Annotated in this window: 40 protein-coding genes; 33 read left to right on the top strand and 7 right to left on the bottom strand. The window is 61.9% G+C overall.

The window, feature by feature from the left end; all coding sequences use genetic code 11:
• Window positions 1-24: 24 nt before the first annotated feature.
• From AC0L8G_RS13250 to AC0L8G_RS13235, 4 genes are read right to left on the bottom strand one after another with little or no spacing between them, the layout of a single operon-like run.
• Complete coding sequence (locus AC0L8G_RS13250; protein WP_473384656.1) at window positions 25-417, bottom strand: hypothetical protein; 393 nt, start codon at window positions 415-417, stop codon at window positions 25-27.
• Complete coding sequence (locus tag AC0L8G_RS13245; RefSeq protein ID WP_473384655.1) at window positions 404-889, bottom strand: hypothetical protein; 486 nt, start codon at window positions 887-889, stop codon at window positions 404-406. The genes AC0L8G_RS13250 and AC0L8G_RS13245 overlap by 14 nt, the downstream gene beginning before the upstream one ends.
• Window positions 886-1,203 carry a hypothetical protein gene (locus tag AC0L8G_RS13240; RefSeq protein ID WP_473384654.1) on the bottom strand — a complete coding sequence of 106 codons (318 nt, stop codon included), beginning with the start codon at window positions 1,201-1,203 and terminating at the stop codon, window positions 886-888. Before AC0L8G_RS13240 ends, AC0L8G_RS13245 begins: the two co-directional genes overlap by 4 nt.
• A complete protein-coding gene (locus tag AC0L8G_RS13235) occupies window positions 1,200-1,589 on the bottom strand; it encodes a hypothetical protein (protein ID WP_473384653.1) in 390 nt (129 codons plus the stop codon). Before AC0L8G_RS13235 ends, AC0L8G_RS13240 begins: the two co-directional genes overlap by 4 nt.
• A gap of 429 nt (window positions 1,590-2,018) precedes the next feature.
• On the opposite strand from AC0L8G_RS13235, the gene AC0L8G_RS13230 reads away from it, so the two are divergent.
• Window positions 2,019-2,396 carry a hypothetical protein gene (locus AC0L8G_RS13230; protein WP_473384652.1) on the top strand — a complete coding sequence of 126 codons (378 nt, stop codon included), beginning with the start codon at window positions 2,019-2,021 and terminating at the stop codon, window positions 2,394-2,396.
• A gap of 1 nt (window position 2,397) precedes the next feature.
• Here the strand turns inward: AC0L8G_RS13230 and AC0L8G_RS13225 are convergent, their stop codons facing one another.
• On the bottom strand, window positions 2,398-2,799 hold the full coding sequence (locus tag AC0L8G_RS13225; RefSeq protein WP_473384651.1) for a hypothetical protein: 402 nt from the start codon (window positions 2,797-2,799) through the stop codon (window positions 2,398-2,400).
• A gap of 119 nt (window positions 2,800-2,918) precedes the next feature.
• Window positions 2,919-3,251: a S24 family peptidase gene (locus AC0L8G_RS13220; protein WP_473388944.1), complete on the bottom strand. Its 333-nt coding sequence runs from the start codon at window positions 3,249-3,251 to the stop codon at window positions 2,919-2,921.
• A 333-nt stretch (window positions 3,252-3,584) separates the two neighbouring features.
• On the opposite strand from AC0L8G_RS13220, the gene AC0L8G_RS13215 reads away from it, so the two are divergent.
• From AC0L8G_RS13215 to AC0L8G_RS13105, 23 genes are all read left to right on the top strand, one after another.
• On the top strand, window positions 3,585-3,974 hold the full coding sequence (locus AC0L8G_RS13215) for a hypothetical protein (protein ID WP_473384650.1): 390 nt from the start codon (window positions 3,585-3,587) through the stop codon (window positions 3,972-3,974).
• On the top strand, window positions 3,974-4,168 hold the full coding sequence (locus tag AC0L8G_RS13210) for a hypothetical protein (protein WP_473384649.1): 195 nt from the start codon (window positions 3,974-3,976) through the stop codon (window positions 4,166-4,168). The genes AC0L8G_RS13215 and AC0L8G_RS13210 overlap by 1 nt, the downstream gene beginning before the upstream one ends.
• A complete protein-coding gene (locus tag AC0L8G_RS13205; RefSeq protein WP_473384648.1) occupies window positions 4,165-4,878 on the top strand; it encodes a DUF2312 domain-containing protein in 714 nt (237 codons plus the stop codon). Before AC0L8G_RS13210 ends, AC0L8G_RS13205 begins: the two co-directional genes overlap by 4 nt.
• Window positions 4,875-5,795 (top strand): AAA family ATPase, encoded by a 921-nt coding sequence (locus AC0L8G_RS13200; protein WP_473384647.1) that lies wholly within the window; start codon window positions 4,875-4,877, stop codon window positions 5,793-5,795. Before AC0L8G_RS13205 ends, AC0L8G_RS13200 begins: the two co-directional genes overlap by 4 nt.
• Window positions 5,792-5,986 (top strand): GcrA family cell cycle regulator, encoded by a 195-nt coding sequence (locus AC0L8G_RS13195; protein WP_473384646.1) that lies wholly within the window; start codon window positions 5,792-5,794, stop codon window positions 5,984-5,986. The genes AC0L8G_RS13200 and AC0L8G_RS13195 overlap by 4 nt, the downstream gene beginning before the upstream one ends.
• Complete coding sequence (locus AC0L8G_RS13190; RefSeq protein WP_473384645.1) at window positions 5,983-6,384, top strand: hypothetical protein; 402 nt, start codon at window positions 5,983-5,985, stop codon at window positions 6,382-6,384. Before AC0L8G_RS13195 ends, AC0L8G_RS13190 begins: the two co-directional genes overlap by 4 nt.
• The gene (locus tag AC0L8G_RS13185; RefSeq protein WP_473384644.1) at window positions 6,381-7,166 is read left to right on the top strand and encodes a hypothetical protein; all 786 of its coding nucleotides are present in this window, start codon (window positions 6,381-6,383) and stop codon (window positions 7,164-7,166) included. Before AC0L8G_RS13190 ends, AC0L8G_RS13185 begins: the two co-directional genes overlap by 4 nt.
• Entirely contained in the window at window positions 7,163-8,155 is a 993-nt protein-coding gene (locus AC0L8G_RS13180) for a helix-turn-helix domain-containing protein (protein WP_473384643.1), read from the top strand. The genes AC0L8G_RS13185 and AC0L8G_RS13180 overlap by 4 nt, the downstream gene beginning before the upstream one ends.
• 16 nt (window positions 8,156-8,171) lie before the next feature.
• Window positions 8,172-8,504 (top strand): hypothetical protein, encoded by a 333-nt coding sequence (locus AC0L8G_RS13175; protein WP_473384642.1) that lies wholly within the window; start codon window positions 8,172-8,174, stop codon window positions 8,502-8,504.
• A complete protein-coding gene (locus AC0L8G_RS13170) occupies window positions 8,504-9,004 on the top strand; it encodes a hypothetical protein (RefSeq protein WP_473384641.1) in 501 nt (166 codons plus the stop codon). Before AC0L8G_RS13175 ends, AC0L8G_RS13170 begins: the two co-directional genes overlap by 1 nt.
• Window positions 9,001-9,222 (top strand): hypothetical protein, encoded by a 222-nt coding sequence (locus AC0L8G_RS13165; protein WP_473384640.1) that lies wholly within the window; start codon window positions 9,001-9,003, stop codon window positions 9,220-9,222. The genes AC0L8G_RS13170 and AC0L8G_RS13165 overlap by 4 nt, the downstream gene beginning before the upstream one ends.
• Complete coding sequence (locus tag AC0L8G_RS13160; protein ID WP_473384639.1) at window positions 9,222-9,521, top strand: hypothetical protein; 300 nt, start codon at window positions 9,222-9,224, stop codon at window positions 9,519-9,521. The genes AC0L8G_RS13165 and AC0L8G_RS13160 overlap by 1 nt, the downstream gene beginning before the upstream one ends.
• Window positions 9,518-9,949 carry a single-stranded DNA-binding protein gene (gene ssb / locus AC0L8G_RS13155; RefSeq protein ID WP_473384638.1) on the top strand — a complete coding sequence of 144 codons (432 nt, stop codon included), beginning with the start codon at window positions 9,518-9,520 and terminating at the stop codon, window positions 9,947-9,949. Before AC0L8G_RS13160 ends, ssb begins: the two co-directional genes overlap by 4 nt.
• Before the next feature lie 5 nt (window positions 9,950-9,954).
• Window positions 9,955-10,905: a hypothetical protein gene (locus AC0L8G_RS13150; protein ID WP_473384637.1), complete on the top strand. Its 951-nt coding sequence runs from the start codon at window positions 9,955-9,957 to the stop codon at window positions 10,903-10,905.
• A complete protein-coding gene (locus AC0L8G_RS13145; RefSeq protein ID WP_473384636.1) occupies window positions 10,905-11,294 on the top strand; it encodes an HNH endonuclease in 390 nt (129 codons plus the stop codon). The genes AC0L8G_RS13150 and AC0L8G_RS13145 overlap by 1 nt, the downstream gene beginning before the upstream one ends.
• Window positions 11,291-11,521: a hypothetical protein gene (locus tag AC0L8G_RS13140; RefSeq protein ID WP_473384635.1), complete on the top strand. Its 231-nt coding sequence runs from the start codon at window positions 11,291-11,293 to the stop codon at window positions 11,519-11,521. The genes AC0L8G_RS13145 and AC0L8G_RS13140 overlap by 4 nt, the downstream gene beginning before the upstream one ends.
• On the top strand, window positions 11,518-12,354 hold the full coding sequence (locus AC0L8G_RS13135) for a DNA methyltransferase (protein ID WP_473384634.1): 837 nt from the start codon (window positions 11,518-11,520) through the stop codon (window positions 12,352-12,354). Before AC0L8G_RS13140 ends, AC0L8G_RS13135 begins: the two co-directional genes overlap by 4 nt.
• An 11-nt stretch (window positions 12,355-12,365) precedes the next feature.
• Window positions 12,366-12,980 carry a hypothetical protein gene (locus tag AC0L8G_RS13130; RefSeq protein WP_473384633.1) on the top strand — a complete coding sequence of 205 codons (615 nt, stop codon included), beginning with the start codon at window positions 12,366-12,368 and terminating at the stop codon, window positions 12,978-12,980.
• Between the two features lie 64 nt (window positions 12,981-13,044).
• Complete coding sequence (locus tag AC0L8G_RS13125) at window positions 13,045-13,272, top strand: hypothetical protein (protein WP_473384632.1); 228 nt, start codon at window positions 13,045-13,047, stop codon at window positions 13,270-13,272.
• A gap of 17 nt (window positions 13,273-13,289) precedes the next feature.
• Window positions 13,290-13,544 carry a hypothetical protein gene (locus AC0L8G_RS13120; protein WP_473384631.1) on the top strand — a complete coding sequence of 85 codons (255 nt, stop codon included), beginning with the start codon at window positions 13,290-13,292 and terminating at the stop codon, window positions 13,542-13,544.
• Window positions 13,545-13,794: 250 nt separating this feature from the next.
• On the top strand, window positions 13,795-14,166 hold the full coding sequence (locus AC0L8G_RS13115) for a hypothetical protein (RefSeq protein ID WP_473384630.1): 372 nt from the start codon (window positions 13,795-13,797) through the stop codon (window positions 14,164-14,166).
• A gap of 13 nt (window positions 14,167-14,179) precedes the next feature.
• Window positions 14,180-14,716 carry a hypothetical protein gene (locus tag AC0L8G_RS13110; protein WP_473384629.1) on the top strand — a complete coding sequence of 179 codons (537 nt, stop codon included), beginning with the start codon at window positions 14,180-14,182 and terminating at the stop codon, window positions 14,714-14,716.
• A complete protein-coding gene (locus AC0L8G_RS13105; RefSeq protein ID WP_473384628.1) occupies window positions 14,713-15,582 on the top strand; it encodes a DUF3102 domain-containing protein in 870 nt (289 codons plus the stop codon). Before AC0L8G_RS13110 ends, AC0L8G_RS13105 begins: the two co-directional genes overlap by 4 nt.
• Before the next feature lie 40 nt (window positions 15,583-15,622).
• Here AC0L8G_RS13105 and AC0L8G_RS13100 read toward each other — a convergent pair whose 3' ends face one another.
• Window positions 15,623-15,829 (bottom strand): hypothetical protein, encoded by a 207-nt coding sequence (locus tag AC0L8G_RS13100; RefSeq protein WP_473384627.1) that lies wholly within the window; start codon window positions 15,827-15,829, stop codon window positions 15,623-15,625.
• A gap of 370 nt (window positions 15,830-16,199) precedes the next feature.
• Here AC0L8G_RS13100 and AC0L8G_RS13095 point away from each other — a divergent pair, with 370 nt between their 5' ends.
• From AC0L8G_RS13095 to AC0L8G_RS13055, 9 genes are read left to right on the top strand one after another with little or no spacing between them, the layout of a single operon-like run.
• Window positions 16,200-17,603, top strand: a complete 1,404-nt coding sequence (locus tag AC0L8G_RS13095; protein WP_473384626.1) for a site-specific DNA-methyltransferase — start codon at window positions 16,200-16,202, stop codon at window positions 17,601-17,603.
• Window positions 17,604-18,131, top strand: a complete 528-nt coding sequence (locus AC0L8G_RS13090) for a phage terminase small subunit P27 family (RefSeq protein ID WP_473384625.1) — start codon at window positions 17,604-17,606, stop codon at window positions 18,129-18,131.
• Window positions 18,132-18,149: 18 nt separating this feature from the next.
• On the top strand, window positions 18,150-19,895 hold the full coding sequence (locus AC0L8G_RS13085) for a terminase large subunit (RefSeq protein WP_473384624.1): 1,746 nt from the start codon (window positions 18,150-18,152) through the stop codon (window positions 19,893-19,895).
• Complete coding sequence (locus AC0L8G_RS13080) at window positions 19,892-21,298, top strand: phage portal protein (protein WP_473384623.1); 1,407 nt, start codon at window positions 19,892-19,894, stop codon at window positions 21,296-21,298. The genes AC0L8G_RS13085 and AC0L8G_RS13080 overlap by 4 nt, the downstream gene beginning before the upstream one ends.
• Before the next feature lie 55 nt (window positions 21,299-21,353).
• Window positions 21,354-23,552: a head maturation protease, ClpP-related gene (locus tag AC0L8G_RS13075; RefSeq protein WP_473384622.1), complete on the top strand. Its 2,199-nt coding sequence runs from the start codon at window positions 21,354-21,356 to the stop codon at window positions 23,550-23,552.
• Window positions 23,553-23,579: 27 nt separating this feature from the next.
• Window positions 23,580-24,068 (top strand): hypothetical protein, encoded by a 489-nt coding sequence (locus tag AC0L8G_RS13070; RefSeq protein ID WP_473384621.1) that lies wholly within the window; start codon window positions 23,580-23,582, stop codon window positions 24,066-24,068.
• A 2-nt stretch (window positions 24,069-24,070) separates the two neighbouring features.
• Window positions 24,071-24,358 carry a hypothetical protein gene (locus tag AC0L8G_RS13065; protein WP_473384620.1) on the top strand — a complete coding sequence of 96 codons (288 nt, stop codon included), beginning with the start codon at window positions 24,071-24,073 and terminating at the stop codon, window positions 24,356-24,358.
• A complete protein-coding gene (locus tag AC0L8G_RS13060; RefSeq protein WP_473384619.1) occupies window positions 24,264-24,938 on the top strand; it encodes a hypothetical protein in 675 nt (224 codons plus the stop codon). Before AC0L8G_RS13065 ends, AC0L8G_RS13060 begins: the two co-directional genes overlap by 95 nt.
• Window positions 24,938-25,411 (top strand): hypothetical protein, encoded by a 474-nt coding sequence (locus AC0L8G_RS13055; RefSeq protein WP_473384618.1) that lies wholly within the window; start codon window positions 24,938-24,940, stop codon window positions 25,409-25,411. Before AC0L8G_RS13060 ends, AC0L8G_RS13055 begins: the two co-directional genes overlap by 1 nt.
• The last annotated feature ends 2 nt before the right edge of the window (window positions 25,412-25,413 follow it).

Raw genomic sequence — 25,413 nt, 5'->3', positions numbered from 1 at the left:
TTTCTGTTGCGTTCGGGCTGGTTGCTACTCAACAAGCGTTTCCGCCGGGCAGGCGTCGACCGGCTCGTGGCGGATCAGGGTGGGAATGGCGCGGGGCCAGGTCAGCCGGGCGCCGACGGCGGTGAACTGATAGGAGGCGCCGATCGCAAGGCGGGCCCGGCGACGTTCAGACCCGACTGACCAATAGAAAGGCGGCTTGATGACGTTGCGAATGCGGTAATCAAGCGCCTCGCCGGCGCCGGGTTCGATCAGGGACACCACGTCGTCGGCGCCGTTCGTCACCATGAAGCGATTGACCTTTGCGCAGAATGAGCGCTCGGTCAGCGACAGCCCGAGGCCCTGGGCGATGTAAACCGCGGCAAGGGTTGCGCCGGCGATGATGGCGACAACGATTGCGCCTCGCTTAAGTCCGGCCATAAACCGCCTCTCTTTCCATGTCAGTGAGAGCGCCCGCTGCGGCAAGCGCGCTGGTGAAAAACGCCTGCGCCTGCGCCACGACCTGCGGGCCGGGCGCCCCGGAGCAATTGATGATGAAGCGGATGCGCAGCTCTTCCTCGCGCTGGCGATGTTGTTTTTTTCTGTCCCGCCGGCTTTCGGCTTTCGCCTTGCGAGGATGGGCGAGATAGCGGCGCGCCTGGCAAAGCGTGCGCGCCTGTTTGTATTTGTAGTTTGTGACGAAGAAGGAGACGCTCCCATCGGGCTGCAGCTCCTTCATCACCACGAACTTTGATTTTGCTGACTGCGCCGCCAGTGAATCCCGCGACGCCGCGGCGTCCTCATAGGCTGGCCACCGGTGATATGGATATCTGGTGACAACGAACCCGAAATAGACCGGATGAGCGCACGCTCGGCGCGCCCCAACGGTGCGAGTCATCGGCGATGCGGTCATGACGCCCGTCCGATCTTCGCCATTTCCTGTTCGGCGAGGTCGCCAAGCAGCAGCGCCTCGTCGGCGTGCCATTCGGCCAGCGCAGCGAGATGGGCCCTGACCGGGGCCGTCGCCGCGCGATCGGCGAGGATGGCGATGCGCTGGGCTTGTCGGGCGGCGGCGCGGGAGGCGTCCTGCAGGACGCGAATGTCGACATATGGGAGAAGGCCGCCTGCGCTGTTCGGCGGGCAAGGCGCGCCGGCGCATGTCTCGACATTCAGCTTGCTGATGGATTTCGCGCGAAAGTCCGCGCCGGTGATGATGCGCGCGCTCATTTCGCGATTTCCTTGCGCATGGCATGGGCGATCGCGCCGCAAAACGAAGTGGCGTTGTTGAACCATTCCGGCTTGTCCGAGATCGACGTGATGACGCCGATGACCGCCATAACCAGCACACCGAATGTGTGCGGGCCGGCGATGCGCGCCAGCTCGCCGCCCGGCTGGCGCTCGCCATAACGCATGGCGACCTGACCGATCGCGCCAATGGCGTTGATCCGCAGATCCTTCGTTTCCATAACATCGGCATATTTCGCCAGAAAGTCGTCAATCAGCCTGTCCGACTCGCTGATCTGCGCATCGTGTTTTGCTTCATCGGCCGCCTGCTTCGCGTCGATGTTCTGCGCGGCGTCCGCCCACGGGCTTTTGTTTCTGGCGTCGCTCATCACGCGGCCTCGCGGTAATCATCGACCAGTTCAGCATTGAGATGGCCGGCGTCACAGACGAACCAGCGTTCGCCGCCAACCGTATGAACGGAGCCGTCGGCGGCCCGGGCGCGGCAATCATCAGCAAAGCAGCGCAGCGCGCCATCGCCGGAATCGAAGGGCGCCGCCGACCTGTAATGGGGGAGGGGGTGGTCGGCGGCGCAGCTGCTGCGGCTGGGTGGGACGGGGCGTCGCCGTCCGCAGCAGGTCCAGTATCGGGTTCAGTTAATTGGGGGTGGATGGTATGCTTTTTCGCGATCATGGCGCGCTCCGTATTGCGTTAACATTATGCATTGCGAGATTCGCAATGCGCCGCAAGGGGAAGTCGCAAGACGGACGCAAGCCCATGCCTAAATTTTTTGTTAATCTTTTGGAAAGGCAAGGTTTATTGTGTTGAAAAATATTTTGGTCGGGGCGGCGGCCTGCGCGTGCATCGCGCTCGCGTCAGCCCGTGCTGATGAACCCGCCGGGGCGCGTTTTACGGAAGCGGAGTGGTCGGCGCTGTTCGCCTGCAAGGCGGCGATCGGCGACGCGGCGCGGTTCAAGGTGATCAAGGCGCCCGGCAACCGTGTGAATGAGGGGGACGGCGACATGTTTGTTTTCGTGTGGCCGCGCGGCTCGTTCGTATTGCAAAACGGTTTCGGCGCGGAAGAACGCAGCTATGCCGTATGCGGTGGATCCTTGTCGAAATGCAGAATTGAAGGATTGATCATCAATGACGAGCGCGTGCTCTGGAGCGGGAGCGCGCCGCGAATCTATCCTTGCTGAGTTAACCGTAACGCCGGCCCGGGCGCGGCAATACGCGCATCGCCCGCCAGTGAACGCGTTCGAGACGCATTTCAAAAGGCGGTTCATAGGATCGCGCTACATAAGCGTCGGCCTCGGCGCGAACCATCTCCGCCAGCATAAATGGCGTGGCGCCGGCGCGCAGGAAAGCGGCGTCGTCTCCGGCGGCGGGCGGAATGGAGGGGTCTAGCCAGACGATTTCGAAGCGCTTAAATCGCGGCGCAAGCGTATCATCGAGCATTTGCACGGCAATGCGGCCGTGAGGCGGTTGAAGAATAGGGGCGGCGGACAGCGCGACGGGTCCATCCAGGTCAGCGATTTTGATTATTCCAGACGGCCCGAACCCGAAAAAGACAGGCGCATTTTTCGGGTAAGCAAGCGCCATTTACAGCGGCTCCGATTGTTTGTTGACGGTATTTTTTTTTGCGGAACACTACCTAGGCTGGCGCTCATGGTGCGCCAAACTTGTTTGCGTCGTCAACAGTTTTTAAGGAGCATTTCGATTTAATCGCGCGGCAGCACAAGCATGATGTCGTAACGCTTTCTATCTGCGCAGAAGTCGCGCGGCGGCATATGTTGTCGCGCCCGCCAGCCGGCCTCGGTTTCGCTATTGAGCTCCGCCAATATGATGCGGGTTTCTCCGGGCGCGGAAGATTGTTTATCGATGAGGACCACATCATCGCCGGCGCGGGGCTGGCGGTGGGGATTTACCCAGACAATCTCGCCCGGTTTAAATCGCGGAGCCATGGATTCGCCGACCGCCGGGAAGGAAAACAACCCGCGCATGTGGGCGTAACGCGGGGGTTTGGGCTCGGCGGAGACTGGCGCTTCCCCCATAAAAACCACCGTGACGCCGCCGCCGGCGGCGCGGCTCGCATAGCATGGGGCCAGGGGGCGCCGCCTGACGGGCCTCCAGGGGCGGGGGCTTCGTACTGGCGCGCGACATCGCCGGCGGCACGGGCGTGTTCCGGCGCCTGAATGTCCAGGAAGCGTTCGATGATAGGCACTTCGCGCGCATAGAGTGTACGGTCGCCACGCAAGAGCCGGCTAATCCCCGATGGGTCCAGTCCCATATGGCGGGCGAGATCGGCCTGGGATTTCCCCGAGCTCTTTAGCCCTTTTCTGATCCAGTCGGTTTCCGTCATGCGTCCTCGAATTGCATGATGCGCATTGCAGCGCAGTAACGTATTCCGCAAGTTCAGACTTGCGACGCATTGCGAATCCCGCAATGCATCGCACATGTTGTTAGATCCTGAACTTGTTCGCACCTTGGGCGGTCCCCGAAAAGTCGCGGCCGCTCTCGACCGCTATGAATCCACGATATGGCGCTGGCTTCACGAATCCTTATCCTCCGACGGTCTCGAGGCGATGCAAGCGCTGTGCCAGCTTAAGGGGCTGCCCAGCACCCCGGACGCAATACTTGCGCACGAAAAACCAGCCAAAAAACAAAAACATAAGACTGGAAAGGCCAGGCAGGCGCAAGCCTTCGCAACTGCGGGAAAAGCGCGCCGCCGCAAGCTCAACCGCAAGGCGAGCGCGTCGAGGGAAGGGCGGGCGTGATGCGGGGTTTTCCGCCCTTTTCCCGCGATGATCGGCCAGCGCTGAAGCCGGACCGGTTTTCCGACCCGCGCATTGCGCGGCCCGCCTCGCCGCAATCAGCGCTGCTTGCTGCGCTCTTCGGCGGAGCCCTGATGGGCGCCGCCTTCACTACGCTGATTGCACGGCTGATTTTTCTCAACGGAGGATGTTCATGAGCAATAGCGTCGCCGGCGACCGGTTGCGTTCGTTTGTCGAGCGCATTGAGTATGTCAATGATGAGATCGCCAAACTCCAGCAGGATAAGAAGGAGATCAAGGCAGAAGCGAAAGGCGAGGGTTTTTCGGTTTCGACGATCAACGAGATCGTCAAGCTGCGCGCCATGGGCGACGCGGAGCGGCAGGAACGCGAAGCATTGCTCGATCTATACAAGGCGGCGCTCGGCATGCTGGACGGCACGCCGTTGGGGAAGGCTGCACTTGACCGCCTCAACAAGCCGCCGGAGCCCGAGGAGCCGGCCAAGGGCGATGATGATGAGGACGGAGAAAACACTCCGGGTCCGGATGAAGCGCCGCCGACCACAAAAGGCGAGCGGAAAGAAGAGGCCAAACCCGACCTGACGCCGCCCGACGAGCCGGACGGGGCGGAGAAGATCACCGCCGAAGACGTCGACGAAGCGCGCAGAAAAGGCGGGGATGCGGCGCGCGAGGGCGTGAAAGTTCTAGCCAATCCCTACATCGCCGGGGATCCGCGCCGCGCCGCGTGGGATGAGGGATGGTGCGGGGCGATGGGCTCCGACGGCATGGAACTGCCGGCGGCGCTCAGGCCGACGAAGAAACCTAAAAAGTCTAAAGGCGGCCCGGACGATGGAGGCGATGACGGCGCCGGGGGCGACGGCGGGGGCGACGGCGGGGGCGGCGGCGCATGACGGCCGAGAAACGACAACGCCGGACAGAAGTCGCGCGCCTGATGCAAATGGTTTCGCGGTTCGGGGACGTGCTCAATATTGAGGACGCGGACGAGCCGATCCTTTCAAAGCCGGTGCGCGCGGCGATTTACGAATGGCTCGTTGAAATTAACGCCCGCGAACAGCTCGAGGCGGTGAAGTGCCAGCCGCGGCGGAGCGCGCTGCTATACGGACCGCCGGGAACCGGCAAGACGACGCTCGCCCATCATCTGGCGGCGCGGCTTGGGGTGCCGTTAATAGCAGTGCGGTCCGACATGCTGGTCGACAAGTATGTTGGCTCGACGGGCCAGAATATCGGGCAGCTGTTCTCGATCCTGCAGGAGGTTGGAGATCGCGCCGTCGTGCTGCTCGATGAAATCGACGCCATCGGGTCCAAACGAACGAGCGACGGACAGGGGGCCAGCCAGGAACGCAATCAGTTCCTGACCGTGTTGCTGACCCGCATTGAGGCGTTCAACGGCTTCATGCTGGCCGCGACAAACCGCAAGGACACGCTAGACAGCGCGCTTTGGCGCCGCTTCGGCATGCAGATTGAGGTGGCGCTTCCCGAGTATGAAGAACGCTACGCCATTATCGTGCGCTATCTGGCCCCCTACACATTGCCCGAGGACTCGCTCATGGCGATCTCGGATCTTTCTGACGGCGCCTCTCCGTCTCTGTTGCGGCAACTTATGGAAGGGGTGAAGCGCACGCTTGTGCTGGCGCCGCGGCTCAAACGTGACGTCAGCGATCCGATGAAGGTCATGGAACGCGTTATCGCGTCGATTGCGCCGCCGCCCGAGTTCGACCCGCCGCCGCCGCTTTGGGCGTCGCCGTCGACGCGGCGCGAACTCAAAAACATCGCCTGGCCTCCCGTTCTGGACAAGGGGGCCGCATGACCTGGTCCGATCATCGCGTCGCCCTGTTGAAGCAGATGAACGCCAAAGGCTTGACGGCGGCGCAGATCGCGCGCGCGCTCGGGCCCGGCGTCACCCGCAACGCGGTGATCGGAAAAAAATTCCGGCTCGGGCTTTGTGACGCGTCGAAACGACGGATCGCCGGCGTCGCCAGACCGGGGGGTGGCCGGTGAGCGAACCCTATCGCACGCCTTCCGGCATCGGATCGAAAGATGGCGACGGGCCGCAGACCTCGCGCGAAGCCGCTGAAGATCACGCGGTTGCGTTCCGCGTCATACGCGAGCGCGTTTTCGACGCTATTGCGGCTGCGGAGGAAGACGGGCTTACGCCCGATGAAGTCGCGGCCGTGCTCAATATGGACATATTGTCGGTGCGCCCGCGCATCAGCGAGTTGAAGAACGACATACGCGTTGTTCCGAACGGCGCGCGCCGAAAGAACATCAAAAACAACAATCAGGCCGTGCTCGTCGCTGTGCAATTCGCGCCGCCCGAATCCCTGATGGGCGATGCTGCAGATCTTGGCGCCGAAGGTGGCGGGGATGGTCCGTCTAAACAAGGAGAATTGTTGTGAGTTTTGCCCCTCTTTCGCCGAAACGGACTTGGTCCGGCGTAACCGCGCCGGTGCGCGCCGGACTGATCAAGATGAAAGGCGCCAGCCGCGCATCGCTGTGGATCACCATCGCGCCGAAAGTGCTGCAGGCGATCGGCGCCGGTAATGACAAGATGCTGGCCGCCGACATAGGCGCTGGAGATGATGATGGTTATGTGCGACTGCGCCGCTGCGCGGAAGGCGAAGAGGGGTTCAAGCTGGCGAGGCTGCCGGCCGGACAGCAGCTGCGCGTTGTTCTCGGCGTCATCGAAGGCATGCCGAGCGAAAAGCGCGAGATGACCGACGCCGCCCATGAAATTCGCGACGGCGCCGTGATCGTGACACTGCCGCCTTTTACGCGGATGCCGCCGCCTGCTGCTTCCAGCGCGCCGGGCGCGCCGTCCGCCAGAAAGGGCGCCAGCTCACCTGCAAGGGCGAAAAGCGCTGCACACGCCACGATCAAGAAGCTTTCCATCGACGACAGCCTGTTCACCCAGCTTACCGTGAAGGCAGGGCTTGCTTTCGGCTGCAGCCGCGCCGAGGTGCTGAACCCTGAAGCCGATCATCACTGGAATGCATATAACGCAATCGCGCGGTGGATGCTTGCGGCCGGCTACGCGGAATCGCTGATCCAGCGAAAACTGCGGTTCGACTCTCATTCAGATCTCGCTGACGCGCTGGCTGCGCCGCTTCCGGAGCCTAAAAACGAGCGCTTCTGCGCACTGGTTCTCGATGCCGTTAAATTGGCGGGAAGCGCTGCGTGAGCGGCTACACGCCATATGACATCTGCGCATGGGCGCGGCGCCAGAAAACGGGGCAGTCGAGCCGGAAGTCTGTGCTCGTGCTGCTGGCGGAATATGCGGACCGGTTCACCTGGGAATGTTTTCCGTCCGTCGATTTGCTCGCGGAGAATGCAGAACTTGATGTCAGTACGGTCGGCCGTGCACTGAAGCGGCTAGAGGACGACGGGTTTATCGCCCGCGAGAGACTGCGTCGAAAAGACGGGAGCTATTGCGGATGGCGTTTCAAACTCAACCCGAATGGCGTCGAAACGGTGATTCCCGGAGCCGCGCCGAGCACGGTTTTCACCGACCCGCCGCTCGATGAAGACGGCAATTGTCCATCCGGCAATTTGCCTGATGGCCAATCCGCAGACCTACAAGATGTAGGGGATCAGAAGGATAGCGGCCACAAGAGCCATCCGGCGCCTGCGCCAGATGGACAAAAACCCATGATGGATGAAACGCAGCCCCCCACTGCGCCATTGCCGGGTCCTATAGATGAACAACCAACTGGAACGACCAATTCCCCCTTACCCCCAAACAATTCAAATGCGGGCGATCCGCCCGCTCCGCCTGACGGCGGGCGGACGCCCGCTTCAGCTGATGACGATCCGCCGGAGATGTGTCGCCTCAAGGCGGCGCTGCGCGCGGCGCATGGCGACGGGCGCTTCCGGAGCTGGTTCGAAGACCTGCGGTTGAAAAGCGTTCTTCAGCCGAACAAAAAAGCGATGAGGGAAGGCGGGCGCAGCCTCGTGAGGCTTACGACGTCGGGCGGACCAAAGCGCGACCTGATCGAACAGCGCTTCCTGAATGACATCGAGCGCGCCTGGAACGCCGTCAACGCGAGCATGTGCGCTGCGCAGGTGGAGATCCTCGCCCGCAAGCCCGAACCCAAACCCGTTTACTCGATCGACCAGCCCGAAACCGCAACGCTCAACCGCAAACGCAAGCGCCGCGGTCGCGCGGCGTAACCCGGAAGGAAAAAGTATGGCTGAAGAAATGTCCGTCAGAGTGAAAATCACAAAGCCGGCGCACCTCTATACTTGCGGCCTCGTCACCGGGCTGGCGCAAGCGATAGAGGCGCTGGACGCGCTGCCGCCTTCCCTGCGGCAAAATCCCGGCGTCGCGCTGGCCAATAGCGTCATCGCCGCGAAGGCGCATGAAGAGCGCGCGACCATGATCGCCAAACACCTCGCCGCCATAGCGAAGGCGGGTCATGACATTTCCAACCACAAGAGCATCAGCTTCGATCCGAACACGGGCGAACTGATCTGCGATTTCCATAGCCCCGACCTCTTTGACAAAGGCGGAGACGCCTGATGCATTTCCTCATTCATATGAGCCAGTGGTCGTTCTGCGACGTGCTGGGCTGGCTGGACGGCCGCATCGACGGCCATTTCAGAACAAAGCAGGATTTCATGCTCGTCTATCATCCCGGGCCGTTCGATCCGGAAGAAGAGCAGGTGCTCGATCGTGAAACCGGACAGATGGTTCCTGCCTCGCAGCGGCGGCTGTGGTTCTCCTGGGCGCGAAACGAGCGCGACCTGATTGTCAGCGGCGACACGGCGGCGGTGTTCGCAGGAGACAAGCCGCCACCGGATATTCTGGGCGCGCCGTTCGTACCGCGGCGCGCCGTCGCCGCGCCGGCGCAGGGGCCGTTGTTCGAACTGCGCGAAGGCGGCGGCGCTAATGACTGGCGGCTGTTCCTGCAGGATGCGCCGCAGTCCTTCAGCCATTCGCTGCACCCTGGAGACGCCGCCTATCTGATGCGCCTCTCCGACGTTTTTCAGACCCGCCAACGCGAGGAACGGCAGGGATGACCACCATCGAGCTCGCGCCCTTCACGCTCACGATCCCCGACTGGTTCCTCTGGGGACTGATGATTGCGCTCATGGTCGGAGCCATCCTTAAGCTGGTCTCGATTGTTTTGAGCCGCAAAATGCTCCGGGCCCAGCGCGCCTATAACGACGCGATTATCGAGCAGAACCGGCTGGCGCTGCGCCGGCTTCAATCTGAAATGGAAAGGACAGCAGCATAATGGACAAGAAACCCGCAAACCCGACCCGCATGAAGATAGATGAAGACTTGATCGCCAGAATGGTGGCGCAACAGATACTGCCCGGCTACTCGATAGCGGAGGCGTGGATTGACGCACCAAACGTGAAACATGGGAGAGCGACCCTTAATATCGTGTCGCCGCAACTTCCCGCCGGCGCGACTGTCGAGATTGTCGTTGGAACCGCAGCAGTCGACGGGCCGCATCACATCCAGCACGTCGCCGCCGTCAACGTGATCAACGATGACATGCCCTGCGCAGAAGGGGACGCCGGAAGGTGAGCGGCGTCAACAAGGTCATTCTGATCGGCAATGTCGGCCATCCGCCGGAGATACGGCGCACGCAGGGTGGCGACGCGGTGGCCAATTTCTCGCTGGCGACATCTGAGCGGTGGACCAACAAAACCACCGGCGCGAAGGAAGAACGCACGCAATGGCATCGTGTCGTCGTCTTCGGCGGGCTCGCCCGGGTCGTTGAGCAATATGTGACCAAGGGCATGCGGCTCTACCTGCAGGGAAAGCTCGCGACGCGCAAATGGCAGGACCAGTCCGGCGCCGACCGCTGGACGACGGAGGTCCAGGTGCAACCCTTCGGCGGCGAGCTGGTGATGCTGTCGGGAGGGGGCGGGGCGGACCGTGACGGGGATGACCCGCCAGAGCCGCAGACCTCTGCGAAATCCTATGAGTTCGACGACGACATTCCCTTTTGAGAGGGGTGCATCAACGCCGCCGCTACTGCTGCAAAATCGACGAAACGAACGAGGAGATGATCATGAAAGGTTCAGACAATAATGCAGGCACTATACCGCTGTCACATCTTCCGCTGGCGGATCAAGGCGGCATCGAGGCGATGAAGCGCCGGGACGGACAGGGCTTCGTTACAGATCGGCAGGATGCTGCGCCTGCAAATCTGCCCCCCGAGGCCGCGCTGCTGCAGCATCTCTATGACGCCGCCTTCGCTGCGGCGGAGAAGGAGGCCGGCGAGTCCGGCGACGCCCAGGACCTCACCGTCGAGGACCTGCTCGACAGGCTCGACGCGATCGCGCCCGGCGCGGCGCATCAGATCCGCGAGGGGATGACCGACGGCGAGGCGGTGCGCCGCCGTAATAAAAATGCGGCCTGGGCGAAGCTGCGCGAGAAGGTCAGCCGCACGTTTTCCTGCGCGCCGCAAACCAGCGGGAAGATGGGCAACGGGAGGCTGGGGGGCATCGATCTGGATTCCGGCGAGGGGCGGGACCTCAAAGAAGAGGACCTGCCGCCGCTGACGGTGCGCACTGTTGAATGCCGCACCCTCGCGACGTTTCTTGACGACGTCCCGGCCTGCGACGAGCCGACGCTTGCGCAGCTTAAGGCGGCGCGCGAACGCGCTCTCGCAGAGGGTTGGTCTCCGGATTTATCTGCCGCTACGATTTGCGGCGTTCCCTTCCAGTGGCGCCGGCCTGTGGGCGGCGTGGCTTCGGCACGGCGAGGCGAAGCCAATGTCTGCTATCGGCGCCTGGGTTCTTTTCTCCTCGATCTGGGGCTGACAGGATCAAAATCAAATCCGTCGCTGGAAGATCTTCGAAAAGCGCAGGCGCTGGCGGTGCGACAAGGTTGGGCGCCAGTGCAAACGCTCGATGCAGAAGTCGTCATGGGCGTGCCCGCGCTCTGGGAGCGCGCCGTCTGATGGCCGCGGAAAACGCCCGCGCGGCGTTCTCTCATATGTCCGGCTTTCTCGAACGGTGGTTCCGCCGGGCGCTGCTGAACGCGCAGGGGCGCGCCTGTTATCTCTGCGGCGAGGCGTTTCCGCCGCCGGACGGCTGGGTCGGGCTTTACAAGAGTTATATGCGCGACCCGCGCCAGCCGACATTCGATCACGTCTCGCCGCGCGCGCTGGGCGGCGCCAATGACTGGCGCAACCTCTTATTCGCCTGCGCGCGCTGCAACGTCGCCAAGGCGGACCGCGCGCCGCACCCTTGCGAGTTGCTCTGCCTGTCCGCCGTGCAGCTGGTGCTGCCGACATCGCTGTTGCTGCAGCTTACCCTTGCCGACGAAAAGAAAGCGAGGCCGGCGTGACGCCAACCGCCGCACATATGCATCGCCCCGCCATCATCCGCCAGGCCGAGATCGCCGGCGAGATCTTCTGGCATGGCGGCCGAGCGCTGCAGGTAGTGCGCGCGGTGGGGAGCGACCCGGCGGCGCCGGTGATCGTTGAGGAACTGACCGGAGGCGAAGACATCCTGCCCGGGCAATATGCGCTCTGGACGCTCACCGCCGTTCACAAGGCGATGAGGCGCAAATGACGGGCGCGCTCGACTGCATCGTTCTGAGAGGGCACGGCTATCGGGCGACGCTGTATCATGGCGACGCCTATCACGTCCTGCCGGAGATCCTGCGCGATCATGGCCTGGCGCCGGCGGACACGGTCTGCGTCAGCGATCCGCAATATGAGTTCGACACGTCAGGCGGCGGCGCATACCGCAAGACGCGCGCCGGCCTCGACCGGATCGAAGAGACGGGGCTCAATAAGGGTTTCGATATGTCGATCCTCGACGCGCCCGGGGCGGCGACGGGCTGGCGTGAACGGGGCGAGGCCAATCCCGGCCAGTGGTGCGACAGCGCTTTCCTGTTCTGTCACGACAACCAGGGGCCGGATGTCTGGGCGGCGCTGCGCGCACGCTATCAGAACGCGCAGATCTGCGGCTGGCGCAAATCGAACCCGCAGCCGGTGTTCAACAAGAACTATCTGCCCGATTTCGAGATCTATTTTCATGCCTGGAACCGCAACGCCTCGCCGGTTGGCGATTATCGCACGCTGTCGCGGGTCAAGCCCGGGCCCATCGTCAAGTATGATTTCGGCCACCCGACGGTAAAGCCGCTCTGGCTGATGCGCGAGATCATCGCCAACGCGGCGCCGGGCTTCATTGTCGATCCGTTCATGGGAACCGGCACGACCGGCTGCGCCGCCATCGAGGCGGGACGCGATTTCATCGGCGTCGAAAAGAACGCGGACTGGTTCGCTGTGGCGGTGAAACGCCTGCGCAAGGCGATCGAATGGCGCTCGCCGGCGGCGGGCCTGAAAGCGCCGGGCCCGGACGATGCGCCGACGGCTGGCGTGCAGGGAGCGATTTTCTAAGGAGAACGGACATGGAAACAGAGCCGACGACAAAGCGAAAACCCTATTTCGACCCGCAGGCCTGGGAAGAATGCGCAGTCCAGTTCAATGAGCCGGCGTGGTTCGCCGAGTTCCAGGAGCGCCGCATTTTCGGCGCAATAATGAACGGCCGCCGTCAAGGCAGTGTGGCGCTCGTGCTTGCAGCGCCATCACAGGATGGGCTGTCCGTCTGGTCGGGGCTGTTTTCCGACCTGGAGACGCTGTTTACAACGCTGGAAGCTGCGGCATGCACGGCGAAAACACTCGAGATCGCCTTCGATCCAGCAAACAGTTATGGCGTTGTCATGCCTATGATGCGGCGAACGGCGCCAATCGGGTTTGTTGAAATGCCGGCGTCGCCGCGAACCTTCTGGCCGGGCATGCAAGTGCTGGCAGAACTCATCGCCGCGCGAAAGGTGTCGCATTCCAATGCGGGCGCAATGAACGCGGCCATCGCCAATATGGCGGCGCGTAGCACCGGGTGGGGCGAAGCCATTCCGGCGGCTATTGACGCCGAGCAGCCCATCGACCTGCCGGTGGCGCTCCTGATGGCTTTGGCGCGGATCTCTCACGTCAGAGGCGAGATGCGCATGGGGCTGGGCGCATGAAGATTCTCGACATCGAAGAAATCGACAGCGCGCCGGCGATGGAGGCCAGCCCGGCGCCGGCGGCGTGGCCCTGCTCGCGCTTACCGCCGGAGACGGCCGCAAGATTTACATCGCGGCGTCATTCATCGGCTGCGTCTGGGAGACGAGCGGCATCGAGAAATCGCAGGGGCTGGGCGCCACGGTTTATTTCACCACGCCCGCGGGTGCGTCCGGCGTTTCGGTCAGGGAAAGCCATGACGAAGTGCTGACCGCCTGGCGCATGGCGCTGGGCCTGAAAGGAGGCGTGCAGTGAGCGAAAAGGAAACAACGATGAGACTCGCGCATTTCACCATGTCCGGGGAGACGCTGGCGAAATTCCTGTTTCCGGGGAAGGGGGTGCGTTTGCGCAGCGTCACAACACAGAACGATCCCGACGGCGTTCGGCTTAATTTCGTGATTGACAGCGAAAATGGGCCATCGGGCCCCATAGAGCCCGTCTATGATGATCAGTCCGCACACGGACTGCCGCCGCGGCTGGTGGCCATGGACGCAGGAGAAAAGGGAGAGCCCCCTCGTGAATATTGATCGCTTTCAGTGCTGGGTCTATCGAACTTATTGGGGATGCGGGGCCGCCACCGTCGGTTTGAAACTCTTGACGGGCGCCCTGGAAGCATTCGCTGATCGACAGATGTGGATTGCCGGGCTGCTGTTGTTTTGCAGCATTATCTGGTTGTGGACCGCATTTTGCGATCCATACAGGCTCTTCAAATCAAGCCCCGCGCAATTCAAGGAAAAGTGACGGCTCCGAACCGCAACGCCGCTGAAGGAGCTTTCCATGTCACCGCAATCCGGTCCTGCAACATCCCCATCCCAAAAACCTGACGGCAAGGTCGCCGAGCCGAAGTCGGTCACGCCCGACGCGCTCATCGCATCGCTGACCGCTGGCGCTGGCGCCGAAGCGAAGAAGGCTTTCCTCGACACCATCGCTGCGCGCGCGGAACGCTTCAATCGCGGCAGTGGCAAGGCCGCCCTGTCGGTGCGGCTGAACCGCGACGACAACGGCGCCGTCACTGCGCTGATCTGCGACAGCGCCGGCGGCAAGGGAACCGAACCGCTCGACACGATCGAGCTGCAGCCGGGAACCAAACCGGCGCCGAAAGCCGCCCAGAGTTCTGCGCAGAGCCCCAACACGCAAAACACCGCCTGAAGGATCGCCGCCCATGGCCCCGCGCCACACGACAGCGGAACGTGAAGCGATCGTCGCCGGACTCAATGACCGCGAGCGCGCTGTTTTCGAGCGGCTGACGCGGTCGGAAATCTGGATGGGCCGCGCGCAGATCGCCGAGGCCTTACGCGCCCAGGCCGCCCAGATCGACCCCATATTGGCGGCGCTGGAGCGTCTCGGCCTTGTCGAGCAAACCAAACCGTCGAAGCGCCGTCCGTTCGGGCCGCTGTTCCGGCCGGCGCCCTTGCGCACGCCCATCGTCGGCGACTGGCTGGCCGGGGGGCGCGCCGATCGCGGTTATACGGACCTCGCCGCCATCCGCCGCGACTATCCATCCGTGACGTCGCTTGCCGATCCGTGCGATGGCGCCGAGGCGGCGAAAGCGCAGGCTGACCGCGAGGCCGCGCTGGCCGAAGAGCGGGCGCGCCAGGAAGCGGCGCTGAAGGCGGCGGCGGCGGAAGAAATGGCCGCCCGCGCCCTGCGCGCCGAAGAGAAAAAGGCGAATGCGTCGGAAGTCGAGGCGGACGCATGAACGCCATGACCGTCATCGACTCCATTGCAGCGCCGGCGGACGCCGAACAGCCCGAGGCCTGGGCGCCGCTGATCCTGGACGCATGGGGCGCGACCGTGCGCGGCGTCATCGAGACGGGTCGGCTGCTGTCGCAGGCGAAGTCGTCTGTGTCGCATGGTGAATGGGGCCGGTTATGTGACGCGTTGCTGCCGTTCGGGCAGCGCATGGCGCAGCAGCTGATGCAGATCGCCGCCCATGAGCGCCTGTCTAATGCGAAGATGTCTTCGCATTTGCCGCCGAACTGGACGACGCTGGTGGCGCTGTCGCGCCTCGATGAAGAGACCTTTGACGAGGCGCTCGCGGAAGGCATCATCAATCCCTCGCTGCAGGAACGCCAGGCCAAGCGCCTGGCGCGCGCCGGCACGGTTGAGGCGTTCCGCGACGCGCCGGCCCCTGCGCAGCCGCCACCCGAAGAGAACCGCGACGAGGAAGCGCTTGCGGCCGCCAACGCCGCAGAAATGGTGCGGACCTTTATGACGGTGCGGCTGCCGGTTTCCGGCGTCGGCCGTGAGGCGGCGGCGATGATCGATGCCGTCGCAACCTGTGCGCGCTGTTCGACCGAGGCGCTCTGGCGCGCCGACGATTTGCGCGGCGCGGAACGCCAGCGCGTCGTGTCTGCGCGCCGGCTTGCCATTTATATGCTCCACACTGCTTGCGAGATGAGCCAGCCCGAAGCGTGCCGTCCGTTCGGTCTCGAGGCGTCCGGCGCAAGCTATATGGCGAAGCAGTTCGAAGACTATCGCGAGGAAGGATCCTCGTTCGAACGACTTATCGAACGCATCGAGGCGACCTACCAGGCGCTGCTTGCCGACGGGAGCTTTGAATGATGTGCCGCAGCTCCCGAGAAAACATAACCCATGGCCGAAATCACAAGCCCAGAAAGATCGGGAGCGAAAGGCGCGCGTCGATCGCGCTCGCAAGGACAAGCCGGAGCGGCGCTGGCTGCGCCATCCGCACTGGATCAACCGTCGCGCGAAGCAACTGCGCGAGCATCCGTTCTGCAAATGCAGCGCGCGCGCCAGCCATGCGGACCACGATCCGCCGCACAAGGGCGATGAACACGCTTTCTTTCACGGGCCGCTTACATCTCGTTGCGCATCATGTCACAATCGCATCACGGCTGCGTATGACGGCGGTTTCGGCAACCCGATCCGCCCCCGCCCAGCCGAGTAAATCCGCACCATCGGCGATCTTCGCATGCCCCTTGCCGCCCGTCAGCCACGGGGGTGGGGTCAAATCCCTATGGCTTCCGCCTCTGGACCGCGCCCCTCCAAAAACTTTTAGCGCCGCGAATTAGAGACCGGGGGTCTCGGCTGGCTGGGGGCGCCGCATGAGCGCGCTCGCAAAACTCGCCGAGAAGGGCGATGCGCCAGAGGCCCTGTTTGTCTCGATCGACAAACTGATCCCCTATGCGCGGAACTCGCGGACCCATTCGGACGCGCAGGTGCTGCAGATCGCCGCTGCAATTGAGGAGTTCGGCTTTACGAATAACGTCCTTGCCGATGACAAGGGGATTGTCGCAGGTCACGGCAGGGTCATGGCGGCGCGTCAGCTATATTCAGCCGGAAAAACCATCAAACTTCCGTCAGGAAAGCCGATTCCGCACAACACGGTGCCGGTTACAGATTGCACCGGCTGGTCGGAAGCGAAGCGCCGCGCGTACATCATCGCGGACAACAAGCTCGCCCTGAACGCCGGCTGGAACGAGGAGATCCTCGCACTCGAGCTCAAGGACATCGACGAGCTTGGGTTCGAGCTCGATGTCATCGGCTTCGATGACAAGGAGCTCGCCGCGCTGCTTGCCGACAAGCCGGAAACGGAAGGCGACCCGGAAGAGGTTCCCGATTTTCCGGTGGTGCCAACTTCGAAGCGTGGTGACGTCTGGGTTCTCGGCAAACACCGGCTTGTCTGCGGTGATTCAACGGATGCCGACGATGTTGCGAAGTGTCTGAACGGCGTCACCCCTCATCTGATGGTGACGGACCCGCCTTACGGGGTGGAGTATGATGCTAACTGGCGCAACGAAAGAGCGCGGACATCCAAAGGTATGGGAAACCGCGCGCTCGGCGCGGGTGCAGTCGGTAAAGTCACAAACGACGACAACGCCGACTGGCGCGCAGCGTGGGATAAATTTCCCGGGGATGTCGCGTATGTGTGGCACGGCGCAACGCGCACCGTCGCCGTCACCGTCGCCGAAAGCCTTGTTTCGTCGGGGTTTCAACTCCGAACACAGATTATTTGGGTAAAAAGCCAATTTGTTATCAGTCGCGGTGACTATCACTCTCAACATGAGCCTTGCTATTACGCTGTACGAAAAAAGGGCACTGGCCACTGGAATGGCGATCGCAAGCAGACGACGGTCTGGGATATAGACAAACCGCAGAAGTCGGAGACCGGCCACTCGACGCAGAAGCCGATCGAATGCATGGCGAGGCCGATCCGCAATAATTCCTCTCCAGGCCAGGCGATCTATGAGCCGTTTTGCGGCTCCGGCACGACGCTGATCGCAGCAGAGATGGAGGGCAGGATATGTCACGCCATCGAGATCGAGCCAAAATATTGCGACGTCATCATCCAGCGTTTTCAGAAAACGTTCGGCGTCGATGCGGTGCGTGAAGCCGACGGCGCCAAATATGACCACATCGCTTTCGCCAAGGCGCCTGCAAAAGCCGCCAAAGACAAACCAGCAGGCAAAGCGACGACAAAAGAGCAATCTGCCAAATCGTCGGCGAAATCCGGGAAGAAAGCAGCGACAAAGCGTAAAACCGCGGTAAAGCGCGCCCGCAATGATCAGGGGGAAGCCATCGACGGTGCGTCGCAACAACCCGACAGCGGCGGGGACGCTTAAATGGCCAAGCCCGGACCGAAGCCCATTCCCAGCTATCTGAAAGTCGTGAAAGGAAATCCCGGGAAGCGGGCGATGAACACGTCAGAACCGAAGCCGGACGCGCTGGGCGAGGCGCCGCCGCCGGACTGGTTCGACGATTTCGCCAGGGCTGAGTGGGTCCGGCGCATAGAACAGCTAACGCGCAACAAAGTGCTAACTGAGATCGACGACGGCGCGTTAACGGCGCTTTGCGTCGCCTGGTCGCGCTGGATGAAAGCGGAACAGGCGCTGGATCGCGTCGCGCAGGCCTCGCCGGCGGCGCATGGCCTCATGATTAAGACGGCTTCGAAGAAGACCAAGGACGGCAAAGACGCCGGCGGGGGCAACATGATCCAGAACCCGCTGGTCGGCACGGCGAACAAGGCGATGGAGCTTTATCTTAAAATCGCTGTCGAGTTTGGCATGACGCCATCCTCGCGGGCTCGGGTTTCGACTGGCAAGGATGACGCCGGCAACCCATACGCCAAGTTCGGCGCCGCAGCGTCATAGTGCGGGAGCTGACCGGATGTGCCGCGTAAATCCCAGGCTGACGAGAAAAACTACTACGAAGAGGCGGTAAGATACGCCCTTGAGGTCGTCGATGGCGACCGCGCCGCGTGCAAATGGATAAAGCTCCAGGCCCAGCGCTTTATCGACGATCTTGTCGCGTCACAGGACGATAGTTTTCCCTTCATTCTCGATATAGACGCGGCGCACCTGGCGGCGTCGTTCATCGAGACTCTGCCGCTGACAAAGGTCAAGGGCCGGATCGAAAAGGGCCAGCGCCCTCGGCTAGTTTTAGAGCCCTGGCAGTGCTTCGCCATCGTCAATATTTTCGGGTGGAAGCACCGCGACACCGGCTGGAGACGGTATCGCGAAGCACTGCTCTTTGTTCCCCGCAAGAATGGCAAGTCTGAGTTCGCGGCTGCAATCGCGCTCTACATGATGCTCGCCGACGGCGAGGACGCCGCAGAGGTGTATTGCGGCGGGCGCTCTGAAGATCAGGCGAAATTCATCTTTAACGCCGCCAAGAACATGATCCGCTACAATAAGCCGTTGCGCGATCACTATGCGGTGGAGTCTCTGACAGAGCGCGTCTCTGTCCCAGCGACCAACTCCTTTATCGAAAAGCTGATAGGCGATCCGCCGGACGGGTCAGACCCGCAACTATACTGTTGCGACGAATATCACGAGCACCGCACCTCGGCCCAGTTCGACACCATGCAGACCGGGATGATCAGTCGTAAACAATCGTTGATCCTGGTGACGACGACCGCCGGGGTGAACATCGAGGGGCCGTGCTACAACTATGTCAAGGAGGCAGAAAAGGCGCTGATGGGCGCCCTCGATCGTCCTGATCTCTTCGCCATGATCTTCACTGTAGACCCCGGGGTTGATTACACCTCGGAACTGGCGCTGCAGCAGGCGAATCCCGGCTATGACACGCTGATCGACGGTCGCGAGTTGCAAACCCGCCAGCGCAACGCCAAAGCGTCGCCGCGGAACTGGTCTAAGTTCCTGATCAAGCACCTCAACGTCTGGCAAGGGTCAGAGGACGCGTATTTCGACACGCTCGCCTGGACCCAGAAGTGTGGTCAGCCGGAAGAAGATTTCCGGACTGCGCGCGAATATGCGGCCGCCCTATATGAGTCCATGCGCGGGCGCCGCTGTTATATCGGCGGCGACCTCTCCGGCAAACTCGACATGACGGCGCTGGCGCTGGTGTTCCCCGAAGACAACGGCGGGTTCACCGTTATCCCGCGATTTTACCTTCCCGAGGACACGCTATCGAGCCACTACGACCAGGATAGCGACATCTGGAAGTGGGCGGAGCTCGGATGGATCGAAAAAACCGAAGGCAATATGATCGACATCTTCCGGGTGGCTGCGGATGTTGAGCAATTCCTGAAAGACTTCGAAGTCGTCGAAATTCCTTACGACCCTGCACACTCTGTCGCCTTCGTTCAGGCGCTTCAGGGCAAGGATGGCGGCAAACTTGTCGAGTGGCCGAACCGCGCGCAATACACCTCCGATCCCATGAAGGAATGCGCTGGCCTGATCCGGTCAGGCAAAGTCCGCCACGACGGAAATCCCGTGATGACGTGGCAAATTTCCAACGTCATCCGTAAGAAATCAACGCGCGATGACCTCGATTACCCTGCCAAATCAACGGTCGAGAACAAAATTGATGGTCCGGTCGGAATGATTCAGGCGCAAGGCCGTTCGATTCTCGCGCCAGAGCCCTCGCTGCCGCAGTTTTCAAGGATCGCGTGAAGCGAAAAATGGTCGGTCTCATTCCCTCTCTTTTCTTGAAATCGAAGCCGCGGCGCCGCGTGCGCAAGACGCCGGTGCTCGAATCGCCAAAGGCGAGGGCGACGACGCCGGAGAGCTACACAGGCCCGAGCCTGTTTCACATTTTCCGCCAGACCGCCGCGAAGGTCGATGTCACCGTTGAGGACGCCCTGATGGTCCCGGCGATATGGGCCTGCGTTTCGGCGATTGCGGAGAGCCTCGCGGCCTCGGAATGGACGATGTATCGCAAGGATCCGAAGAGCGGCGACCGCGAATATCTCCATGACAACGTCTACGAGCTGATGAACCATTCGCCGAACCCGGAAATGACGGCGTATGAGTTCAAGGAGTTCCTTTACACCTCTGCGGCGCTGACCCAGGGCGGTCTCGCTGAAATTGAAACGGATGGGGGCGGCCGCCCGAAATATCTCTGGCCCATTGCCTGGAACCGTTGGGAGCTGGTGCGCGATCGCAACCAGGCGCTCTTCGCCCGGGTTCGCAATCAGGGTAAAGCCGACAGCATGCTGCCGATGGAAAAGGTGCTTCTGATCCGCGGCAAGTCCCTGAACGGCCAGGACGCGCTGCCGATCGTCAACTTTGCGCGCGAGACCATCGCCCACGCCATTGCGGTCAAGGAGTTCGGCGCCGCCTTTTTCGGCAATGGCGCCTCGCTTTCCGGCGTGCTGGAGACCGAAGACAAGCTGTCTCCAGAGGATAATGATCTGGTAACCGCAAAATTCAGGGAAAACTTTGTCGGCGCCAGGGAATCGCACGGCGTCTTCACAGCGTCGCATGGTTACAAATGGAAACAGATCGGCGTTGAGCCCGATCATGCGCAGTTCAACGAAACGGCGATGTTCCTGATTGAGGAGGTGGCCCGTTACTATCGAATGCCGCCACACAAGATCCAGCACCTGCTGCGCGCCACCAACAACAACATTGAAGAACAGGGGCTCGAGTTCACTCGTGACACGCTGGTGCCGTGGGCGGAACGCGGCGCGCAGCAAGTGTCCATGAAATTGCTGCGCCGGGCCCCCATGATGCGCTGCCGGGTCGATCTCGACTGGCTTTCCGAAGGCGACGGTGTTTCAAAAGCGACTGAAGACACCATGCGTATCCATATGGGCGACATGTCACAGGACGAGGTCCGTAAAAAGCGCGGCCGAAACCAGATTCCCGACGGCGCCGGTGAGAAACGCTGGATGCAGCAAGGCTTCGGCGAAATCGGCGCCATGGCGGACCCGGACCGCATGGACGGTTCGCAAGCCGACGATCTGGAAACGATGCACAATCGATCCGCACTGACATTGCAGAACGCGGCGACAGCAATAAACGCCGCTGCGCAAAACATCCGCCGCCTGACGAACTCGCGCCACGCCGCTTAAATCAAGTGGGCGCAACGCACGCCTAGCCTTCCCTTGAAATATCGAGGGACGGCAGATGCGCGTTTTTATGGTCAAGGCGGCAGACCGCCGCGCCGAAATCACCCTTTACGAGGAAATCGACCATTCCGGCTATTGGGGGATCTCGCACAAAGCGTTCAAGAGATCTTTGGATGCTCTCGGCGAACTCGATGAGATTACGCTGAAGATCAATTCCTATGGCGGCGACGTTTTTGATGGTGTCGCCATTTTTACGGCGCTCAAGGAGCACAAGGCGAAGATCAATGTCATCGTCGAAGGCGTTGCGGCGTCTGCAGCTTCTATTGTTGCAATGGCAGGCGATCATATTCGTGTCGCCGAAGGCGCATTCATCATGATCCATAATCCGTGGACGATCGCGCTCGGCGACGCCAACGAAATGGAATCCGTCGTCGACAGATTGCGCCTGATCGGCAAGGAAATGGCGGGCATATATGCTCGCCGTAGCGGCATGAACGAAGCCGACGTCCAGAAAGCGATGGACGACGAGACCTGGTACACGGGCGCCGCCGCTGTCGAGGCTGGCCTGGCCGACGAAGCTGCCGGCGAAGCAGTAAACGACAATGACGCCGCAGCGCGTCTCGACCGGCGCGCCCATGCATTCCTCAACCAGTTTGATCTCGCGGACAACGAGCGCGCGGTCGCCGCCGCCAGCGCGCAGTTCAAGAACATGCCGAAGGCGTTGACGCGCGCGCAACCCTCGGCGCCAGCCACAACCGACAGGGCGCCTTCCGGACCGTCGCTTGATGAGCCGGCAGCGCCTGTCGAAGACGTGCAGCAGGACAATCATCCGTCCTCAAATCAACCCCCGGAAAACCAACCCACAGTCGCTGCGACTCCAACAGTTAGCGACGGGGCGGTTACCGACATGTCAGCACTCGAAAGACTCCAGCAAAAGCTTGAAGCCGCCGTTACCGGCATGGAGAAAATCCAGCGTCAGCGAGACGATCAGAACCGTGACGAATACACGGAAAGCGAAAAAGCGACGCTGAAAAACCTGAAAGATCAGTGCGCTTCGCTGCGCAGCCAGATCGAAACCGAAATGGGGCTTCTCGAAGAGCAGCGCCTCCTTTCGGAACCTGCAGGGCGTGAAACGACGCCGGCCGCACAGGAAAATGGGCGCCCGCCGGCGCTTAGCTACAGTACGCCCGGCGGCCGTCTGACTAATGGCGGTTTCAATCTCGGTTTCGGCGAAATGCTGAATGCGGTCTATCAGGAAGGCCGCTACAGCCAGAACGACAATCGCCTGGTCCGCGCTGCGGCTGACCCGCATACGGGCCGCTCTGGCGAGGATGGCGGCCACCTCATTCCCGACGATTTCCGCAACACGCTGGTCGACATGTCGATCGCGCAGGACCCGCTTCTGGAGCGCACGTTCCAGATCCCGACCACGGCGCGCCGCATCATTCAGCCGACGGTCGAGGTCCAGCAGTGGGATACGGACGAGGGACTCCAAGCATATTGGACCCCTGAAGCCGCTACCGCTCAAGGCTCCAAGGCGAAGTTCGACAAGGTCGAGACCAACGTCAACAAGATCGTCGTTCTCGTCTATGTCACCGAGGAAATGCTCGAGGACATTCTCAGCCTTGAGACCATCGTTACCCAGATTGCGGCGTCGAAAATCTCATGGGCGCTGTCCATGGCGATTGCGCGCGGCACCGGTAACGAAATGCCGCTTGGCTATCTCAACTCGCCGGCGCTTGTCACGGTGGACGATGAGTCCGCTGGCGGCGCGCAAACCGCAGACAGCTTCGTCTCGGAAAACTTCTGGAAAATGTATGAGCGCATGCCTGCGATGTTCCTGCCGGATTCGTTCTGGCTTGTGCATCCCGGCGGGCAGCACCAGATCTGGAAATCCGCGCTACATGCGCCTTCCGGCGCCGATCCGCTCGGTACGCCCCCGGGCTCCATCAAGGACTCGCCCTTCGGCACCCTGCTCGGTCGCCCGGTCATTCCGCACGAAGTTTGCTCCAAACTCGGCGACCTCGGCGACCTTCATTTCGTCAGCCTGAAAAAGTCCTACGCGGTCCCGCTCCGTCAGGGCGGCGCCCGCATCGCGACCTCGATGCATGTCGAGTTCGAGAAGTCGCTGATGGCGTTCCGTTTCACCGTCCGCGCCGGCGGCGGCCCGCTCCTGAAGCAGGCTGCGACCAGCCGCGACGACGCCAACTTCAAAATGTCGCCGTTCATCACGCTCGCCGAACGCACCGGCAGCTAGGGCTAAAAGAGGAAGAGGACCACCATCATGACGCTTTCAGCCCATAACATTCTGCTCGACGATATTTGGCCCGTCCTGGCGTTTGCGCCGGCGGTCCCGTCAAGCGCGGCGCCGCCGCTCATTTCCCTGAAGGGACGTTCGCGCTGTTCGATCCTGATCAACGCGAAAAACGCCACCACGGTCACCGGGGCCGCCATCGGCCTTCAGCAAGCGAAGACGGTCGGCGGAACGCCTAAACTGCTGCCGTTCACCGAGATGTTCGCGCTCGCGGATGTCAGCGCCGGACGTACATACACAAAGACGCCCGTCGTCTCCGACACGTTCACGACGCAAGCCGTCGATTCCAAAACCGCCATGTATATCATCGATGTTCCGATCGAAAACATGGACATCGCCAATGAATATGACTGTATCGGTCTGACGATTGGTGACGCAACTGCCGCAACCATTTCGGCTTATTATTTGCCGTATGCGGCGCGTCACGCCGGACAGGTCATTGACCCGGGAGTTGATTGATAATGCCGAAGATCCGCTTTCTGCGTGACTATGTCGTCAAGAAAAACAGCCCGCGCGACGACGACCCCAAGAACCCGAAATACAAACAGGGTCAGGAAATCGTCGTCGACGCGTATTCGGCGCGACACTTCGTAAACCGCGGCGCCGCCGAAGTCGTCGATCCCGATGCCATGCCCGCCGCACCGGAGAAGGCAGATGCCAGCAAGACAGGTGCTGCGAACGGTGACGGCGCCAAGCAGCCGCCAGCTGGTTCCGGCGGCGCGGGCGGAGGCGGCGGCAAATCTAAGTAGCCTCGCCGGCGACGACATCGACACGATCCTGCTCGACGCATCGGCCGCTGTTGCGGCCGAATGCACGTTGAGGCGCTCTGACGACGGGACACTCAGCTTTGCGAGAACCGGCTTGTCGGAGACGATCATCCCGCATCGCCGCCTCGACATGATCATACTTTCGCATTGTCCCGCGACCGTTGACGCTGTGTCGATCGACGGGACGGCGGTTACTCTTTCTGATCTGATCATTGACGAGGCGAAAGGGATGATCAGCTGGTCGCCTGCAGCCTGCCGTTATTTCTATGCAAACGCTGTGATCCTCGTCACCTACGACGCCGGCTATGTCACGACGATCCAGGCGGAAGAGGAAACCCCGCCGACAGGCCCGGCGCTCCCCGCGGATCTCGAACGCGCGGTGATACTGACGGCGCAGCATCTTTACGCCCAGCAGAGCCGCGAGCAATTCGACGTCGCCGCCACGGTGGAAGAGGATTCCGACGCCGGACGGCTTGAGACCCGCTATTTCAACGCCGGACGGTCCGGCTCAGTGCCGGAATCGGCGCGCGGGCTGCTGGCGCCATATCGCAGGTTGATCTGATGCTGGTCGGCGGTGCGCCCTGGCAGGATTATGTACTCGGCGACGCTTTGCCGACTCTCGCCGGCGTTGTCGAAATTACTCCTGTGCTCGGCTATGACGGCGACTGGTGGAAGCTGGTCGAAAAGATGCAGGCGAGAAGCGGCGGCGAGCCGGTCAACTACATCCCGCGCACGCCAACTGGTACGATCATACCGATTTTCGCATCGACGGTGATCTGCAATCTCATCGATCTCGACACTGAAGACGGCGAGGGCGATGTCACGATCATCCGGAAAAAAGGCGTCATCGCCGCCCGGGAATGGTATGTGACCCGGCTGTTCACGTCGCGCCCGCAAAAAGGCGACAGGCTGGAGACCGGTCAGGAAACATTCATTGCGGAGAGCGTCAATGTCGTTCGGCGGCGGGCGCCTGACGGCATAGTCCGCGACCTCAAATTTCAGCTGGAGCTTTCCGGCGCGAGCCATCGGAGATAGCG

The sequence above is a fragment of the Hyphococcus sp. D3-15 genome, assembly GCF_055809375.1.
The sequence above is the reverse complement of the archived record's forward strand: the minus strand, read 5'-3'. Positions and strand labels throughout refer to the sequence as shown.

Coding starts and splice junctions, on each gene's coding strand:
- AC0L8G_RS13145 (WP_473384636.1), top strand. CDS start 10,905: ATGGCCGCGGAAAACGCCCGCGCGGCGTTCTCTCATATGTCCGGCTTT.
- AC0L8G_RS13195 (WP_473384646.1), top strand. CDS start 5,792: ATGACCTGGTCCGATCATCGCGTCGCCCTGTTGAAGCAGATGAACGCC.
- AC0L8G_RS13240 (WP_473384654.1), bottom strand. CDS start 1,203: ATGAGCGCGCGCATCATCACCGGCGCGGACTTTCGCGCGAAATCCATC.
- AC0L8G_RS13200 (WP_473384647.1), top strand. CDS start 4,875: ATGACGGCCGAGAAACGACAACGCCGGACAGAAGTCGCGCGCCTGATG.
- AC0L8G_RS13245 (WP_473384655.1), bottom strand. CDS start 889: ATGACCGCATCGCCGATGACTCGCACCGTTGGGGCGCGCCGAGCGTGC.
- AC0L8G_RS13090 (WP_473384625.1), top strand. CDS start 17,604: ATGGCCAAGCCCGGACCGAAGCCCATTCCCAGCTATCTGAAAGTCGTG.
- AC0L8G_RS13130 (WP_473384633.1), top strand. CDS start 12,366: ATGGAAACAGAGCCGACGACAAAGCGAAAACCCTATTTCGACCCGCAG.
- AC0L8G_RS13055 (WP_473384618.1), top strand. CDS start 24,938: ATGCTGGTCGGCGGTGCGCCCTGGCAGGATTATGTACTCGGCGACGCT.
- AC0L8G_RS13205 (WP_473384648.1), top strand. CDS start 4,165: ATGAGCAATAGCGTCGCCGGCGACCGGTTGCGTTCGTTTGTCGAGCGC.
- AC0L8G_RS13175 (WP_473384642.1), top strand. CDS start 8,172: ATGGCTGAAGAAATGTCCGTCAGAGTGAAAATCACAAAGCCGGCGCAC.
- AC0L8G_RS13110 (WP_473384629.1), top strand. CDS start 14,180: ATGGCCCCGCGCCACACGACAGCGGAACGTGAAGCGATCGTCGCCGGA.
- AC0L8G_RS13060 (WP_473384619.1), top strand. CDS start 24,264: ATGCCAGCAAGACAGGTGCTGCGAACGGTGACGGCGCCAAGCAGCCGC.
- AC0L8G_RS13225 (WP_473384651.1), bottom strand. CDS start 2,799: ATGGCGCTTGCTTACCCGAAAAATGCGCCTGTCTTTTTCGGGTTCGGG.
- AC0L8G_RS13115 (WP_473384630.1), top strand. CDS start 13,795: ATGTCACCGCAATCCGGTCCTGCAACATCCCCATCCCAAAAACCTGAC.
- AC0L8G_RS13165 (WP_473384640.1), top strand. CDS start 9,001: ATGACCACCATCGAGCTCGCGCCCTTCACGCTCACGATCCCCGACTGG.
- AC0L8G_RS13220 (WP_473388944.1), bottom strand. CDS start 3,251: ATGGGGGAAGCGCCAGTCTCCGCCGAGCCCAAACCCCCGCGTTACGCC.
- AC0L8G_RS13070 (WP_473384621.1), top strand. CDS start 23,580: ATGACGCTTTCAGCCCATAACATTCTGCTCGACGATATTTGGCCCGTC.
- AC0L8G_RS13135 (WP_473384634.1), top strand. CDS start 11,518: ATGACGGGCGCGCTCGACTGCATCGTTCTGAGAGGGCACGGCTATCGG.
- AC0L8G_RS13170 (WP_473384641.1), top strand. CDS start 8,504: ATGCATTTCCTCATTCATATGAGCCAGTGGTCGTTCTGCGACGTGCTG.
- AC0L8G_RS13160 (WP_473384639.1), top strand. CDS start 9,222: ATGGACAAGAAACCCGCAAACCCGACCCGCATGAAGATAGATGAAGAC.
- AC0L8G_RS13065 (WP_473384620.1), top strand. CDS start 24,071: ATGCCGAAGATCCGCTTTCTGCGTGACTATGTCGTCAAGAAAAACAGC.
- AC0L8G_RS13075 (WP_473384622.1), top strand. CDS start 21,354: ATGCGCGTTTTTATGGTCAAGGCGGCAGACCGCCGCGCCGAAATCACC.
- AC0L8G_RS13210 (WP_473384649.1), top strand. CDS start 3,974: ATGCGGGGTTTTCCGCCCTTTTCCCGCGATGATCGGCCAGCGCTGAAG.
- AC0L8G_RS13250 (WP_473384656.1), bottom strand. CDS start 417: ATGGCCGGACTTAAGCGAGGCGCAATCGTTGTCGCCATCATCGCCGGC.
- AC0L8G_RS13120 (WP_473384631.1), top strand. CDS start 13,290: ATGAGACTCGCGCATTTCACCATGTCCGGGGAGACGCTGGCGAAATTC.
- AC0L8G_RS13105 (WP_473384628.1), top strand. CDS start 14,713: ATGAACGCCATGACCGTCATCGACTCCATTGCAGCGCCGGCGGACGCC.
- AC0L8G_RS13235 (WP_473384653.1), bottom strand. CDS start 1,589: ATGAGCGACGCCAGAAACAAAAGCCCGTGGGCGGACGCCGCGCAGAAC.